This window comes from Providencia sp. PROV048, from assembly GCF_033688165.1.
In the GTDB taxonomy this organism is placed as follows: domain Bacteria; phylum Pseudomonadota; class Gammaproteobacteria; order Enterobacterales; family Enterobacteriaceae; genus Providencia; species Providencia hangzhouensis.
Map to the genome: position 1 here is coordinate 3,214,542 of NZ_CP096360.1, position 14,675 is coordinate 3,229,216.

Below are 14,675 nucleotides of genomic sequence, written 5' to 3' on the forward strand. Positions count from 1 at the left end.
CTTATTGATAAACATCATTCACAACAAAAACCATATCATGATGAATTATAATGATTTTATTCATCATGGTATTTTTTGGTTCAAAAAATAGACTGATTCATTCGTTTTTTATATGTATATCTGTTTGATTACTCATTTTTAATGAGTTAATCTGGCCATTAATTTCAATTCAATCAAGTTTCACTTCATTTTTCATTAATTTTATTAATCAATAAGCTATTAAATTCAATTTTTTCATCCATCAGTTCAACATCTATCCACCTAAAAATTAAATAAAATCAGTAGTCCCCATATTAATAAAAGCAAAGTGTATTATTTTTGAATAAATTCAACCTCACCAGTAAGTTAACTTTAATATGGAAATCATAAAAATTATTATCCTATAGCTCAATGACACTTTTATTTATATTAATAAAATCATTTTTCACCTCTAACTTTTTTGATTAATTATACTTAACCTAGGGTTGCCAGCTGATTTTATTATGCTAGGGTTTATTGCTTGCAAATTTTACTAATAACTCAAACGGAGGAATTTGAATTTAATCCATAATTAGCTAATCAATTAAACTAAATACAGGAATCTATGCCCTAATAATTTTCAAAGGATAATCATAGTTAGGAAACATAGTGTTAACTATCACTATAGAATTCATCACTCTCAATACAGGTAATACATTTTCCTTATTGATTGAAAATTGGGTAAATAATATATGGCAATAAAATTACAAGTTAAAAACTTATATAAAATATTTGGGGACAATCCTGATCAAGCATTTAAGCTATTAGAATCAGGTATGAATAAAGATGATATCTTTGAAAAAACAGGCCTAACCGTAGGTGTTCAAGATGTTAATCTGACGATTGAAGAAGGCGAAATCTTTGTTGTCATGGGACTTTCTGGCTCAGGAAAATCTACCTTGGTGCGCCTCCTCAATCGCCTGATAGAACCTACTAGCGGGCAAGTCATGATAGATGGAGAGGATATTTCCAATATCTCTGACAAAGCACTGCGCGAAGTTAGGCGAACAAAAATTAGTATGGTGTTTCAATCCTTTGCATTGATGCCACATATGAACGTCATTGATAACACCGCTTTTGGTATGGAACTTTCTGGTATTCCAAAAGAAGAGCGCCATAAGAAAGCCATGAATGCACTTGAGCAAGTTAATCTTGAAAAATGGGCGAATTCATACCCAGATGAGCTCTCGGGTGGGATGCGTCAGCGTATCGGGTTAGCCAGAGCACTAGCCAATGACCCTGATATTCTGTTAATGGACGAAGCGTTCTCAGCCCTTGACCCATTAATTCGTACTGAAATGCAAGATGAACTGCTCTCCTTACAAGGAGATAAACAACGCACTATTGTCTTTATTTCTCATGATCTTGATGAAGCCATGAGAATTGGTGACCGCATTGCCATTATGCAAGGAGGCGTTGTCGTTCAAGTTGGTACGCCTGATGAAATTCTCAATAATCCAGCGAATGATTATGTTAAGACCTTTTTCCGCGGTGTGGATATCAGCCAAGTATTCAGCGCTAAGGACATCGCGCGTAGGCGGCCAAATGCCCTATTACACATCGCACCGGGTTTTGGTCCCCGTTCCGCGTTAAAAGTCCTTAATGATGAAGATCGCTATCACGGTTATTTAATTTCCCGAGGACATACCTTTGCCGGAGTAGTTTCTGTTGAATCCTTAGAAAAAGCGCTTCACGAAAAAGCAGGTATAGAAGCCGCAATTTTAACTGATATCGAACCAATTCAAGGTGATACATCCTTAAATGAAGTTATTTCTACAGTAGCACAAGCCCCTTGCGCCGTTCCGGTTATTAACGAAAAAAACCGGTATTTAGGCGTGATTTCAAAAGGAATGCTGTTACAAGCGCTGGATAAGGAGACACCAAATGAGTAAGCAAAATCAAGAAACAACGACGAACCAGCAAGATCCATGGGCTGATACTGAAGTCACTGAGACACCAACACAAGGTACTGAAAATACACCAGCTGATGACCCATGGGCAGCGACAAGCTCTAGCGAGACAAATACCTCTGCGGATGATCCTTGGGGCAATGCATCAGACACAACAACACCTGCTGATACCAGTTCGAGTGATTGGCTTGATGCCGCACCGACTGATAGCATCGTGCCCGATCAGTTTAATATTATGGACCCCTTCCAAAACACACTGATCCCCCTTGATTCATGGGTTACGCATGCTATCGATTGGGTTGTTCTCAACTTTCGTCCTGTATTCCAAGGAATACGCGCCCCCATTGATTTCATTCTGAGCGGGTTTGAACAATTTCTTACATCACTACCAGCTCCTGTTGCCATTATTATTTTCGCATTACTCACTTGGCAATTAGCCGGACGCGCAATGGGGGTGGCCACATTTATTTCGATGATAGCCATCGGGGCGATTGGTGCTTGGTCAGAAGCGATGGTGACACTATCTCTAGTGCTCACATCTTTACTGTTTTGTATTGTGATAGGACTACCACTGGGTATTTGGTTGGCACGTAGTGATAGAGCCGCTAAGATTATTCGCCCATTACTTGATGCGATGCAAACCACACCTGCATTCGTCTATTTAGTCCCGATTGTTATGTTATTTGGTATCGGTAATGTACCCGGTGTCGTCGTCACCATTATATTTGCTTTACCGCCAATCATTCGTTTGACCATTTTAGGGATCAAACAAGTCCCAGCTGACTTAATTGAAGCCGCTGAATCATTCGGTGCAAGTCCTCGCCAAATGCTGTTTAAAGTGCAATTGCCATTAGCAATGCCAACCATTATGGCCGGGGTGAACCAAACCTTAATGTTAGCGCTGTCGATGGTCGTTATCGCCTCAATGATTGCCGTCGGAGGCTTAGGCCAGATGGTCTTACGGGGTATTGGTCGCCTTGATATGGGTCTCGCGTCTGTCGGAGGGGTCGGTATTGTTATTCTGGCTATCATCTTAGACCGTTTTACCCAATCTTTAGGGCAAGATACTCGCGGCAAAACATCATGTCGTTGGTATCAAAAAGGCCCTATTGGGCTAGTCATGCGCCCATTTTGTAAAAAAAACCATTAATCAGAACATCCTACATTCACCTAAGTGCCACTCACGTGGCACCTAACTTGGCTCTTAACTTTAAAGCCAAGCTCGCTGCGAAAAAACAGAGGGAACAATATAATGAAACATAAAATCATTCTTGCATCTGCACTAACAGCCATGTTTACCGTCCCATTTGCAGGTGCTAACGACCTGCCAGGTAAAGGGGTAAAAATTAACCCTGTGCAAAGTACGATCAGTGAGGAGACATTCCAAACACTAATTGTTGCGAAAGCCCTTGAAGAACTCGGCTATGATGTCCAACCGATCAAAGAAGTCGACTATAATGTCGCTTACGCATCAATTGCGAACGGTGATGCGACTTACTTAGCCACCAGCTGGGTTCCTTTACATAATGCGCAATATGACGCCGCTGGTGGTGATAATGTGTTCTATCGTCAAGGTAATTATGTTGTCAATGCGGCTCAAGGCTACCTCATCGACAAAAAAACCGCTGAAAAATACAAGATTACCAATGTTGAACAACTCAAAGACCCTAAAATTGCCAAACTCTTTGATTCAAATGGTAATGGTAAAGCTGATTTAACGGGATGTAACCCCGGTTGGGGCTGTGAAGCAGCCATCAATAACCATTTAAAAGCCTATGACTTAGAAAAAACGGTTGACCATAACCAAGGGAACTACGCGGCAATGATGGCAGATACCATTACCCGATATAAAGAAGGTAAGCCTATTTTATATTATACGTGGACGCCTTATTGGATAAGTGATGTCCTCAAGCCGGGCCGTGATGTAGTTTGGTTAGAAGTGCCATTCTCATCAATGCCAAACGGTGAAAAAACAGACACCACATTACCTAACGGAAAAAACTATGGTTTCCCACCAAATACCATGCATATTGTCGCCAATAAAAAATGGGCTGCAGATAACCCTGCTGCAGCAAAATTATTTGAAGTAATGAAACTACCTATTGCCGATATTAATGCGCAAAACTTAAGAATGCATAATGGTGAAGCATCTCAATCGGATATTCAGCGCCACACAAATGCTTGGATCAAAGCCCATCAATCCACTTTTGATGGCTGGGTAAAAGAAGCACAAGAAGCCGCTAAGTAAGTATAAACAGCTCGATTAAGTCACCTTAGCCACCCTAGCCGGTGGCTTTTTTACATCAATGACAAAAAGAAATAAACCAAGGTAATAAATTTTGTTTATAGTAGTCGCCTAGCTAATAATAGGTAATCCTCATGAAACAGACCCAAACTGCAGAGCTAACAACGGGCCTCACTATTTTAATGGCCATTGCCACAGGTCTTGTCGTTGCCAGTAATTACTATGCTCAACCGCTTTTAGACACCATTGCGGGGCAGTTTAATTTAACCACTAATATGGCTGGGTTTATTGTCACCGCGGCCCAACTGGGCTATGCGGCAGGTTTACTTTTTTTAGTCCCGTTGGGAGATTTGTTTGAACGCAAGCGTTTAATTTTAACGATGACCTTTCTTTCGGCATTAGGGCTATTAATTACAGCGCTTTCAAATAATATTTGGCAAATCCTTTTAGGTACCGCCCTTACTGGACTATTTTCAGTTGTTGCACAAGTCCTGATCCCACTAGCAGCATCTATTGCTAAGCCTCATAAACGCGGTAAAGCGGTAGGAATGATTATGAGTGGGTTATTGCTGGGCATTTTACTTGCAAGAACGGTTTCAGGTGCTGTTGCTATGGTCGGTGGCTGGAGAGCGATCTATTGGGTGGCCTTTGCATTATTGATGCTGTTAATGATTGTTCTAGCCATTAAACTTCCCCGTTACCATCAAAAAACTAACTTAAACTACTTCCAGCTCATTGGTTCTATTGGCCGGTTATTTTTCGGCACTCCAGTGCTTGCGGTACGCGCTTCTCTCGGTGCATTATCATTTGCCAATTTTGGTTTACTGTGGACCGCAATGGCTTTCTTATTAGCCAGTCCGCCATTCAGTTATTCCGAAGGGACTATAGGTTTATTTGGCTTAGTCGGTGCCGCAGGTGCCATTATGGCCTCCCAAGCAGGGCATCTTGTCGATAAAGGCAAAGGAAAGCTCATTACAACTATTGGGTTGGTGTTATTACTATTATCCTGGATACCCATCGGTTTAGCGAAATATTCCCTGGTCGCATTTATCATTGGTATTTTGGTGCTAGACCTTGCAGTACAAGCCGTCCATGTCACCAGTCAGAGTACGTTATATCGAATATTACCTGAAGCTCGTAACCGCCTAACGGCAGGCTATATGACCAGCTATTTCATTGGGGGCGCACTAGGTTCTCTACTTTCAGGCTATGCCTATGAACACGCGGGTTGGGAGGGAGTTGCGATTGCAGGTGCAATCTTAACTACTCTAAGTTTAATTATTTGGGCTATCGGTATTCGCTATGATCCCATCATCACCACAACTGATGACTAAACATAACTGATATCTGTATCAATACATTTTATGATGAAAATTTTCGAGATCACATAAACATATAAAATCTCATAATACATTAAACTTATGTGACTCAATTTTACCCATCAAATCTGTTGAATATTAAATAAATAAACAGTTCATCATAAGGCCAATAATTATCAACTGTAATAGTAAACAAAGTAAATATTAGGGAATGACACAGTTAAACAAATACAATGACTCTATGAAAAGGTAGTATAACTGTTAATAAATCAAATTATTGCTATATCAGATAATGTTTAAATTATACAAAAATAAGTAATTACACCTATCCATTAAAAATATCTATCTAAGTTGTAATTATTGGGTAACAAAAAAAATGGTATTGAGTTAATGTCGTGTGATTATATATTGTTTTGTATGATTGAAATTAACCTTTAATTAAGCATTGGCTTGGTTATTTTATAACCCAAAATGACACTATCAGTGTAAAAAGGTCAGCCTGCTATACAAAAATAGGTAAATTACATTCATAAAATTTATGAATCATGTATCATTATCAAAATAAAATCGGCGATATTAATTAAGTATAATTGCTAATTCTATCTTTTAATATACCATTTAGATGGTTGATGACAGTTGTAATCTTACCAACTGAAACTAATAAGGTATCCCAATAATGGAAAGTTCATTTACACCAACTGAAGAGCTACTCAATGCTCGTGTAGAACAACAAGATTCACATGAAAGTCCTATTCCGTATCAAGAAATCCTACTGACACGCCTATGCATGCATGTTCATGGGAAGTTACTTGAAACACGAAATAATATGTTAAGGTCTCAAGGTATTAATGAAACCCTGTTTATGGCACTTATGATCCTTGATACAAAAGACTCCCGCAGTATTCAGCCATCTGAACTCAGTGCGGCTCTTGGTTCCTCACGAACCAATGCAACACGAATTGCAGATGAACTGGAAAAAAATGGTTGGATTGAGCGCAAAGAAAGTCACAACGATAGACGTTGCCTTCATCTACACCTCACAGAAAAAGGGACGGAATTTTTAAATGGCCTATTACCACCTCAACACAGCGCATTAATTGATATTTGGTCTGTTTTAGATGCTGATGAGAAACAACAGCTTAACACGCTGATGCGTAAATTACTGACAAAACTGGATACTATAAAAGATTGACCATAACATTTGTAAGGTTAATGTATTTGAGCCATTCTTAAGCTCAAAGGTGAAAAAAAACTTTTCAGCCCATAATATTTCATTATCCTTTCACCCTTATGCTTTACGATATCCCATCAAACAGCAAAATCATTTGTAGTCTCAGTTTCCAGTGGTTATTACCTAACTACTGGAAACAACCGTGATCCTTATCCAGAGAAGTGGAGAAATACGAGTATGAGTTCCCCTGAGGAAATGCAACAAACGCAAACTCCCCAACGAAATAAAAAAAGGCAACGTAAAAGTGCGCTTATCTTATTGACTCTAATATTTATTATTATAGGTGTTGGCTGGGGAGTTTACTGGTATCTCGTTCTTCGTCACTATGAATCAACGGATAATGCTTATGTCGCGGGAAACCAAGTACAAATACAATCCCAAGTTTCCGGCGGCGTGATGACTGTCAATGTGGACAACACAGATTTCGTGACAAGTGGAACTGTTTTGGTTGAACTGGACCCACGTGATGCTGAATTAGCTCTCGATAAAGCAAAAACAGAATTAGCAAATAGTGTGCGTCAAACCCGCCAGCACATGGTTAACAGCCGCCAGCTACAAGCCAATATTGAGGTCAAACGTTCTGAATTAAACCGGTTGCAAAATGATTTAAAACGTCGAGAAGTTTTAGGTAGTAGCCATGTCATTGGTAAAGAAGAACTACAACACGCAAGAGAAGCTGTCGTCAGTGCTAAAGCGGCATTAGACATGGCAATAGAACAATATAATGCTAATCAAGCCATAGTTTTAAATAGCTCAATTGAAAAACAACCCGCAGTAGAGCAAGCAGCAACACAAGTTCGAAACGCTTGGCTCACCTTGCAACGGACGAAAATCGTCAGCCCTGTTGATGGCTATGTTTCACGCCGCAGTGTACAAGTGGGTTCACAAATCACCCCTTCAACCCCATTAATGGCCATCGTTCCTTCCAATGGTATGTGGATTGATGCGAACTTTAAAGAAACACAACTTGCGGATATGCGTATCGGCCAACCTGCGAAAGTCATTACTGATTTTTACGGTAAAGATATCGTATTTAACGGTACTGTTGTGGGACTTGATATGGGAACAGGTAGCGCATTCTCTTTATTACCCGCACAAAATGCCAGTGGTAACTGGATCAAAGTGGTCCAACGCCTACCCGTACGTATTGCCTTAAATGAAAACCAACTTGAAGAACACCCATTACGTATCGGTTTATCCACCGAAGTTACGGTTGATACATTAGATAAAAATGGCAAAGTGCTTTCTAAAGGGATGCGTGATACCCCTGCTTACCATACTGCTGCATTAGCTGTAGATATGTCTCCTGCGGACAAAATAGTTACTGAGATAATTAATAATAACCTAGGAAATAAATAGTGGGGGTGCAATCGTGACGACAGCACCTTTAACGGGATCAAAACTCGCATGGATGACAATTGCTCTTTCATTGGCAACATTTATGCAAGTTCTTGATTCCACCATTGCTAACGTAGCTATTCCAACCATTGCGGGAAACTTGGGGGCATCCAACTCGCAAGGAACTTGGGTAATAACCTCTTTCGGCGTTGCCAATGCGATCTCCATCCCCATCACTGGTTGGCTAGCCCGTAGGATAGGTGAAGTCAGGCTATTTTTATGGTCTACAGGCTTATTCGCTTTAACTTCATGGCTGTGCGGTATTTCTGGCAGCTTAGAGATGCTGATCTTATTCCGAGTTTTACAAGGTTTAGTCGCAGGACCACTCATTCCTTTATCTCAAAGCCTACTGCTTAACAATTATCCTCCAGCCAAACGCAATATGGCCCTCGCCCTTTGGTCAATGACTATCGTTATTGCTCCGATTTGCGGACCGATTCTTGGTGGTTATATTAGTGATAACTACCATTGGGGCTGGATATTTTTTATCAATGTACCATTTAGTATTGCGATCATTTTTGCCATCATGCGCACCTTAAAAGGCCGTGAAACTAAAATATCTATTCAGCGCATTGATACTATTGGTTTAGTGCTATTGGTTGTTGGTATTGGTGCTTTACAGATTATGCTTGACCAAGGCAAAGAGCTGGATTGGTTTAACTCGACTGAAATTATCGTCCTGACCGTTATTGCTGTTGTCGCTATTGCCTTTTTAATTGTATGGGAACTCACCGATGACCATCCCGTCATCGACTTATCCCTATTTAAAGAACGCAATTTTACGATTGGCTGTTTGTCCTTAAGCCTTGCTTACATGCTCTATTTTGGAACGATTGTACTACTGCCGCAATTGCTACAAGAAGTTTATGGCTATACCGCAACATGGGCTGGGTTAGCCTCTGCACCTGTAGGATTATTACCGCTATTGATTACGCCAATTATAGGGCGTTTTGGTAACCGAATTGATATGCGTTATTTAGTTACATTCAGCTTTATTATCTATGCTGTTTGCTACTATTGGCGTGCTTATACTTTCGAACCTGGGATGAGTTTTGCCGAAGCTGCTTGGCCGCAATTTGTGCAAGGTTTAGCCATCGCTTGTTTCTTTATGCCTTTGACAACCATTACATTATCTGGCCTGCCGCCAGAAAAAATGGCCTCTGCATCCAGTTTATCTAACTTTACTCGTACCCTAGCTGGAGCCATTGGGACATCCATCACCACAACAATGTGGACCCAAAGAGAGTCAATGCATCATGAAAACCTCGCTGAATTTGTTAACCCATACAACCCAAATGCCCAACAGATGTACAGTGAACTGGCAAAAATAGGCATGAATGAGCAGCAAAGTGCGGCCTATCTTGCTAAAACGATTACTGACCAAGGACTGATTATGTCAGCAAATGAGATATTCTGGCTCTCAGCTGGGATTTTTATCCTACTGATGGTCATTGTCTGGTTCGCTAAGCCACCATTTGGGGCAGGTTCAAAAGACGGTGGTGCTCATTAATTAGCCCAACCCAGTGAATAACTTGGTGATAGATATAAAAAAGCCATACATAGCGGGAATACATCCTTTTATGTATGGTCTTATTTTTCTGATAAAACGTAGGTGGTTATTTAACTTGGTTTTGTTGCCACCACTGGGCTAACATAATTCCTGTTGCAACAGAGACATTCAAGCTTTCCACTTTACCTGTTCCACCGATATAGAGACTCATATCGCCTTGATCCCACGTACTATCACTTAAACCATCACTCTCTTGGCCTAAAACTAAGACCATTTTGGCCGGTAACTTCGCTTTTGCGAGATCTTGACTGCCTTTATGGCTAGAAGTCGTCACAATGGTATAACCCGCTTTGCGGAATTTATCCAAAGTATCTGTTAATCCATCTGCATCAATCGCTTTAATGTGTTCAGCACCACCTTCTGCAGTACGAATTGCCGCCCCAGACTCCAGCATGCCTGCATCCTGCAAAATCACACCTTTGATACCGAAATGCGCACAGCTACGCATAATTCCGCCCAGATTATGTGGATTTCCCACATCTTCCAGTGCTAATACGCAGTCATTACCTGCCGCTTGCTGCAAGTAAGCATCAGCACTCATTCCACCGCGTTTTTTAATGATAAAACAGACACCACCATGATGTTCAGTTCCGGATGCTTTCGATAACTCTTCGTCATCAACAACGTGGTAAGCTTTGCGATTTGCCGCCATCCATTTTAACGCATCACGAAAACGCGGTGTGACAGATTGCAAGAACCATGCGCGAACAATCGCATCAGGGCGGTTTTTAAACATGGCTTGGCAAGCATTCTCACCATAGATACGGGTTTCTTCTTGGCGCTGCTTACGCAATTGTTCAGGGTCAATCTGGCTCTTACCAACAATTCCGCCATGGTCATTCGTTAATTCTTCGCTATCTGGCTTAGAAACAGTGCGCCATGGTGAACGCTCGCGAGGTGCTTCATTACGGTTATCAGAGCGACGACCTTCACGCCCACCTTCAGGGCGGCTTGAGCGACCACCACGATCTTGACGGGCACCATCTCGTCTATCACCACCACGCTTGTCATTACCGCGCCTATCATCACGCCCACCGCCTCGGCGTTTATCATTACCTTTATTGTTGTCCTGCTCTTCACTGCGGACATACATCACTTTTACTTTGCCGTTTTTACCACTAAAATCATTCGAGTCGTTCATCACTATCCCCTACTAAGCTATGGCGCGAAGATTACATGATGTTGCATGACTACGCTACCGATTCGCACTATTATCTCATCTAAAAGTTATTGAATATACTTCTATCGTATAGAAATCGTTTTGCGTACAATATGCGCCTTAATTTTAGGCCTATAAAATATAATTCAACATGACTTCGAATGCCGTTTATCACCTGCGTCAACAGCGCCTCGCATTATCGACTAAACCGTTTAGGGCACGAGGCTGCCGAGTAAAACGTTGCCAATATTGTTTGTTACCTAGCCCACAATGCCTATGCCAAGACACCATATCATCTCAAGCAAAAAGCCAATTTTGCTTGATTATGTTTGATGGTGAGGTATTTAAGCCAAGTAATACAGGAAAGTTGATTGCGGATGTTTTGCCCGACACTTTGGCCTTTCAATGGTCAAGAACAGAGCCTGATACGCAGCTATTGGCGGCACTGCAAGACACCACAAGGCAGCCTTACCTTATTTTTCCAGAAAGCTACGCTCAAAATGAACGCATCGTGGTCAATGAACCGACTTTGTCGGATAAACCCGCTTTATTTATTTTACTCGATGGGACCTGGCCTGAAGCACGCAAAATGTTTCGAAAGAGCCCTTATCTTAATGATATTCCAATGCTATCAATTAATACCAAAGCAAAAACTGACTACTTACTCCGTACACCATCAAGGGAAGAGCAGCATTGTACCGCCGAAGTTGCAGCTACCGTTTTAGAATTAGCGGGAGATTTAGACGCTTCACAACAACTCTTTAGCCACTTCAATCTTTTCCGTCAAAAATACCTTGAAGGGAAACCGCATCACCCTATTGCACAAAAGCTACTTACCGAATCCCACCTCTAACTATTTATTGGTACTGTTTTTCTCTTTCTTTTCGAGCCCAGTACCATTAAATGACAACTTTTAGATCGTCGTGCTGATAAAACGTGAACGTGCTTGTATAAATTAATTAAACTCATCAGATAAACTAGCGCAATCTCAAAGATAAGGCATAGTATTCATAAGTATCACTCTGCCACTTTTTATCTATTGAACGCTTATCTCGTTCAACAAAGCAAAGGGTTATCAACCATGGGTTTAGTCAGTCAGTTAGAATCTTTATTCCGGCCAAAGTCTATCGTTGTCGTGGGAGCATCTGAAAACCCGAGCCGTGCAGGTTCGGTGATGATGAAAAACCTACTTACCAGCGGTTTTAAAGGTCCTATTTTACCTGTTAATCCAAACCGAAACTCTGTCCTCGGCGTACTTGCTTATCCTTCTATAGATAAATTGCCGCTCAAACCTGACCTTGCCGTTATCTGCACCCATTACTCACGTAATATCTCCTGTTTACAGCAATTAGGGGAATCTGGCTGTAAAGTGGTTATTATTTTGTCATCCCCTTCAATTCAGTATAATGAATTAAAAAAAGTCGCCCAGCAATATCAAATTCGCCTATTAGGCCCGAATAGCCTAGGTTTTCTCGCCCCATGGCAAGGTTTGAATGCAAGTTTTTCTCCAATACCAATCTTAAAAGGAAAACTCGCTTTTATCTCTCAATCTGCTGCTGTATCGAATACCGTTCTGGATTGGGCAAGGCACCGAGACATCGGTTTTTCTTATTTTATTGCCCTTGGTGATAGCATCGATATAGATATTGACGATTTACTCGATTACTTAGCGCGTGACAGCAAAACCAGCGCTATTTTGTTGTACCTTGAGAGCATTAGTGATGCACGACGTTTCTTATCATCATCTCGCAGTGCCTCACGCAATAAACCTATATTAGTGATAAAAAGTGGTCGAACTCGCAAAGCACAAAAACTACTGGGCGATAAACCTAGCCTAGATGCCGCTTACGATGCCGCTATCCAGCGTGCAGGTCTTCTTCGCGTGCAAGATACTCACGAAATGTTTTCTGCGGTTGAGACATTAAGCTATATGACTCCATTACGCGGTGAGCGCCTTTCAATCATGAGTAATGGCTCTGCCCCAGCCGCGATGGCATTAGACGAACTTCTCTTACGTAATGGTAAACTTGCAACGCTAAGTGTTGAAACAGAAAATGAATTAAGCTCACTATTACCTCTTGATTTATCGACACAAAATCCGATTGACTTAGGAGATGATTCCACCGTTGAGCGCTATATCAATGTACTGAACAAAATGCTCGATAGCCATGACCATGACGCTTTGTTACTTATCCACACTCCCAGTGCGATAACTGAAAGTAAAACCATGGCAGAAAAAATTATTAAAACTATTAAGCAACACCCACGCGGAAAATGGCTAACCATTTTAACCAACTGGTGTGGAGAATATTCCTCTCAAGAATCTCGTCGCCTATTTAGTGAAGCAGGGATCCCTACCTACCGCACTCCAGAAGGGGCAATCACAGCGTATATGCATATGGTGGAATATCGCCGTAACCAAAAACAATTAAAAGAAACGCCAGCCCTTCCAGTAGGTATCACCGCTAATACGCAACAGGCTCATGAATATATTCAGCAAGCATTGGAAAATAATAAGCTCCACTTGGATACTCATGAAGTTCAGCCAATTTTAAAAGCCTACGGGTTAAATAGCTTACCCACCTGGATTGCACATTCGAGCAATGAAGCCATTGAAATCGCAGAGAAAATTGGTTACCCCGTTGCTTTAAAACTACGTTCTCCCGATATTGTACACAAGTCAGAAGTACAAGGGGTCATGCTCTATTTACGCAATGCTAAAGAGGTAGAAGATGCAGCTAAAGCGATTATGGAACGTGTTTCAACAAATTTCCCTAATGCACGAATTGAAGGGCTACTAGTACAAAGTATGGCTAATCGAGCAGGTGCTCAAGAGCTCAGGATCGCTGTTGAACTAGACCCTGTCTTTGGCCCTCTTATCATGTTAGGAGAAGGTGGTATTGAGTGGCAACAAGAGAGCCAAGCTGCTGTAGCTCTTCCTCCGCTAAATATGGCTTTAGCTCGCTACCTAGTTATTAATGCTATTAAAGGTTATAAAATAAAATCCCGAAGTGCTTTAGAACCATTAAACATCATAGGGTTATCTGCTTTATTAGTACGAGTTTCAAATTTAATTATTGATTGCCCAAATATTACAAGGTTAGATATTCATCCATTGCTCGCCTCAGGGGATGAATTTACTTTACTTGATGTCTCCATGGCATTAAGCCCAACAGATGATGCGACAACATCAAGGCTGGCAATTCGCCCTTATCCTAGTGAGCTAGAAGAAACAATTCATTTAAAAGAAGATCTTACCTGCTTACTACGACCGATCCTCCCTGAAGATGAACCTTTGCTAAAATCCTTTATAGAGCAAGTGACTAAAGAGGATCTTTATTATCGCTACTTTAGCGAAATCAGCGAATTTACCCATGACGACCTCGCCAATATGACACAGATTGATTATGACCGTGAAATGGCTTTCGTTGCGGTAAAAAACCCCAATACTACGCCTGAAATTATTGGCGTCACGCGAGCAATGGCTGATCCTGATAACCAAGAGGCTGAATTTGCAGTACTGGTTCGCTCTGATATGAAAGGGCAAACGCTCGGTTATCAACTTATGCAAAAGTTACTTAACTATACGCGAAGCCACGGCATTAAAAAGCTAACAGCCATAACTATGCCTGAAAACCGCAATATGATAAGCCTAGCTAAAAAACTTGGTTTTGAGATTGACGTTCAATTTGAAGATGGAGTCGTTAATCTGACACTTCACTTATAGAAATATCTAAGAACACGGCTTAACTTGTATAGTAATTAAACAAGTCGTCAATTTATACTAAATGGTTTAGCTAAATATGCTATCATCCATAGATCATT

Annotated in this window: 10 protein-coding genes; 9 read left to right on the forward strand and 1 reads right to left on the reverse strand. The window is 41.0% G+C overall.

From position 1 onward, the window contains the following. Nucleotides 1-710 precede the first annotated feature (710 nt). The 7 genes from proV to emrB all read left to right on the forward strand — a co-directional run bounded on the left by proV (nucleotide 711) and on the right by emrB (nucleotide 9,631). Nucleotides 711-1,910: a glycine betaine/L-proline ABC transporter ATP-binding protein ProV gene (gene proV / locus M1F26_RS14230; RefSeq protein WP_004257111.1), complete on the forward strand. Its 1,200-nt coding sequence runs from the start codon at nucleotides 711-713 to the stop codon at nucleotides 1,908-1,910. Continuing rightward, a complete protein-coding gene (proW, locus tag M1F26_RS14235; RefSeq protein ID WP_140172822.1) occupies nucleotides 1,903-3,078 on the forward strand; it encodes a glycine betaine/L-proline ABC transporter permease ProW in 1,176 nt (391 codons plus the stop codon). Before proV ends, proW begins: the two co-directional genes overlap by 8 nt. A gap of 102 nt (nucleotides 3,079-3,180) precedes the next feature. Then, nucleotides 3,181-4,176: a glycine betaine/L-proline ABC transporter substrate-binding protein ProX gene (gene proX / locus M1F26_RS14240; protein WP_004257119.1), complete on the forward strand. Its 996-nt coding sequence runs from the start codon at nucleotides 3,181-3,183 to the stop codon at nucleotides 4,174-4,176. Nucleotides 4,177-4,307: 131 nt separating this feature from the next. Further along, on the forward strand, nucleotides 4,308-5,507 hold the full coding sequence (locus M1F26_RS14245) for an MFS transporter (RefSeq protein ID WP_140172823.1): 1,200 nt from the start codon (nucleotides 4,308-4,310) through the stop codon (nucleotides 5,505-5,507). Nucleotides 5,508-6,168: 661 nt separating this feature from the next. Continuing rightward, nucleotides 6,169-6,684 carry a transcriptional repressor MprA gene (mprA, locus tag M1F26_RS14250; RefSeq protein ID WP_004257124.1) on the forward strand — a complete coding sequence of 172 codons (516 nt, stop codon included), beginning with the start codon at nucleotides 6,169-6,171 and terminating at the stop codon, nucleotides 6,682-6,684. Nucleotides 6,685-6,900: 216 nt separating this feature from the next. After that, nucleotides 6,901-8,082: a multidrug efflux MFS transporter periplasmic adaptor subunit EmrA gene (gene emrA, locus M1F26_RS14255; RefSeq protein WP_140172824.1), complete on the forward strand. Its 1,182-nt coding sequence runs from the start codon at nucleotides 6,901-6,903 to the stop codon at nucleotides 8,080-8,082. Nucleotides 8,083-8,095: 13 nt separating this feature from the next. Beyond that, entirely contained in the window at nucleotides 8,096-9,631 is a 1,536-nt protein-coding gene (emrB, locus tag M1F26_RS14260; RefSeq protein WP_110591302.1) for a multidrug efflux MFS transporter permease subunit EmrB, read from the forward strand. A gap of 106 nt (nucleotides 9,632-9,737) precedes the next feature. Here the strand turns inward: emrB and M1F26_RS14265 are convergent, their stop codons facing one another. Then, nucleotides 9,738-10,832: a tRNA/rRNA methyltransferase gene (locus tag M1F26_RS14265; RefSeq protein WP_004257138.1), complete on the reverse strand. Its 1,095-nt coding sequence runs from the start codon at nucleotides 10,830-10,832 to the stop codon at nucleotides 9,738-9,740. A 169-nt stretch (nucleotides 10,833-11,001) separates the two neighbouring features. Here M1F26_RS14265 and M1F26_RS14270 point away from each other — a divergent pair, with 169 nt between their 5' ends. Together M1F26_RS14270 and M1F26_RS14275 are read left to right on the forward strand one after the other, a co-directional pair. After that, nucleotides 11,002-11,703, forward strand: a complete 702-nt coding sequence (locus M1F26_RS14270; protein WP_140172825.1) for a tRNA-uridine aminocarboxypropyltransferase — start codon at nucleotides 11,002-11,004, stop codon at nucleotides 11,701-11,703. Between the two features lie 228 nt (nucleotides 11,704-11,931). After that, nucleotides 11,932-14,577 (forward strand): bifunctional acetate--CoA ligase family protein/GNAT family N-acetyltransferase, encoded by a 2,646-nt coding sequence (locus M1F26_RS14275; RefSeq protein ID WP_140172826.1) that lies wholly within the window; start codon nucleotides 11,932-11,934, stop codon nucleotides 14,575-14,577. Nucleotides 14,578-14,675 lie beyond the last annotated feature (98 nt).

Coding starts and splice junctions, on each gene's coding strand:
- M1F26_RS14275 (WP_140172826.1), top strand. CDS start 11,932: ATGGGTTTAGTCAGTCAGTTAGAATCTTTATTCCGGCCAAAGTCTATC.
- mprA (WP_004257124.1), top strand. CDS start 6,169: ATGGAAAGTTCATTTACACCAACTGAAGAGCTACTCAATGCTCGTGTA.
- proX (WP_004257119.1), top strand. CDS start 3,181: ATGAAACATAAAATCATTCTTGCATCTGCACTAACAGCCATGTTTACC.
- M1F26_RS14245 (WP_140172823.1), top strand. CDS start 4,308: ATGAAACAGACCCAAACTGCAGAGCTAACAACGGGCCTCACTATTTTA.
- proW (WP_140172822.1), top strand. CDS start 1,903: ATGAGTAAGCAAAATCAAGAAACAACGACGAACCAGCAAGATCCATGG.
- M1F26_RS14265 (WP_004257138.1), bottom strand. CDS start 10,832: ATGAACGACTCGAATGATTTTAGTGGTAAAAACGGCAAAGTAAAAGTG.
- proV (WP_004257111.1), top strand. CDS start 711: ATGGCAATAAAATTACAAGTTAAAAACTTATATAAAATATTTGGGGAC.
- emrA (WP_140172824.1), top strand. CDS start 6,901: ATGAGTTCCCCTGAGGAAATGCAACAAACGCAAACTCCCCAACGAAAT.
- M1F26_RS14270 (WP_140172825.1), top strand. CDS start 11,002: ATGACTTCGAATGCCGTTTATCACCTGCGTCAACAGCGCCTCGCATTA.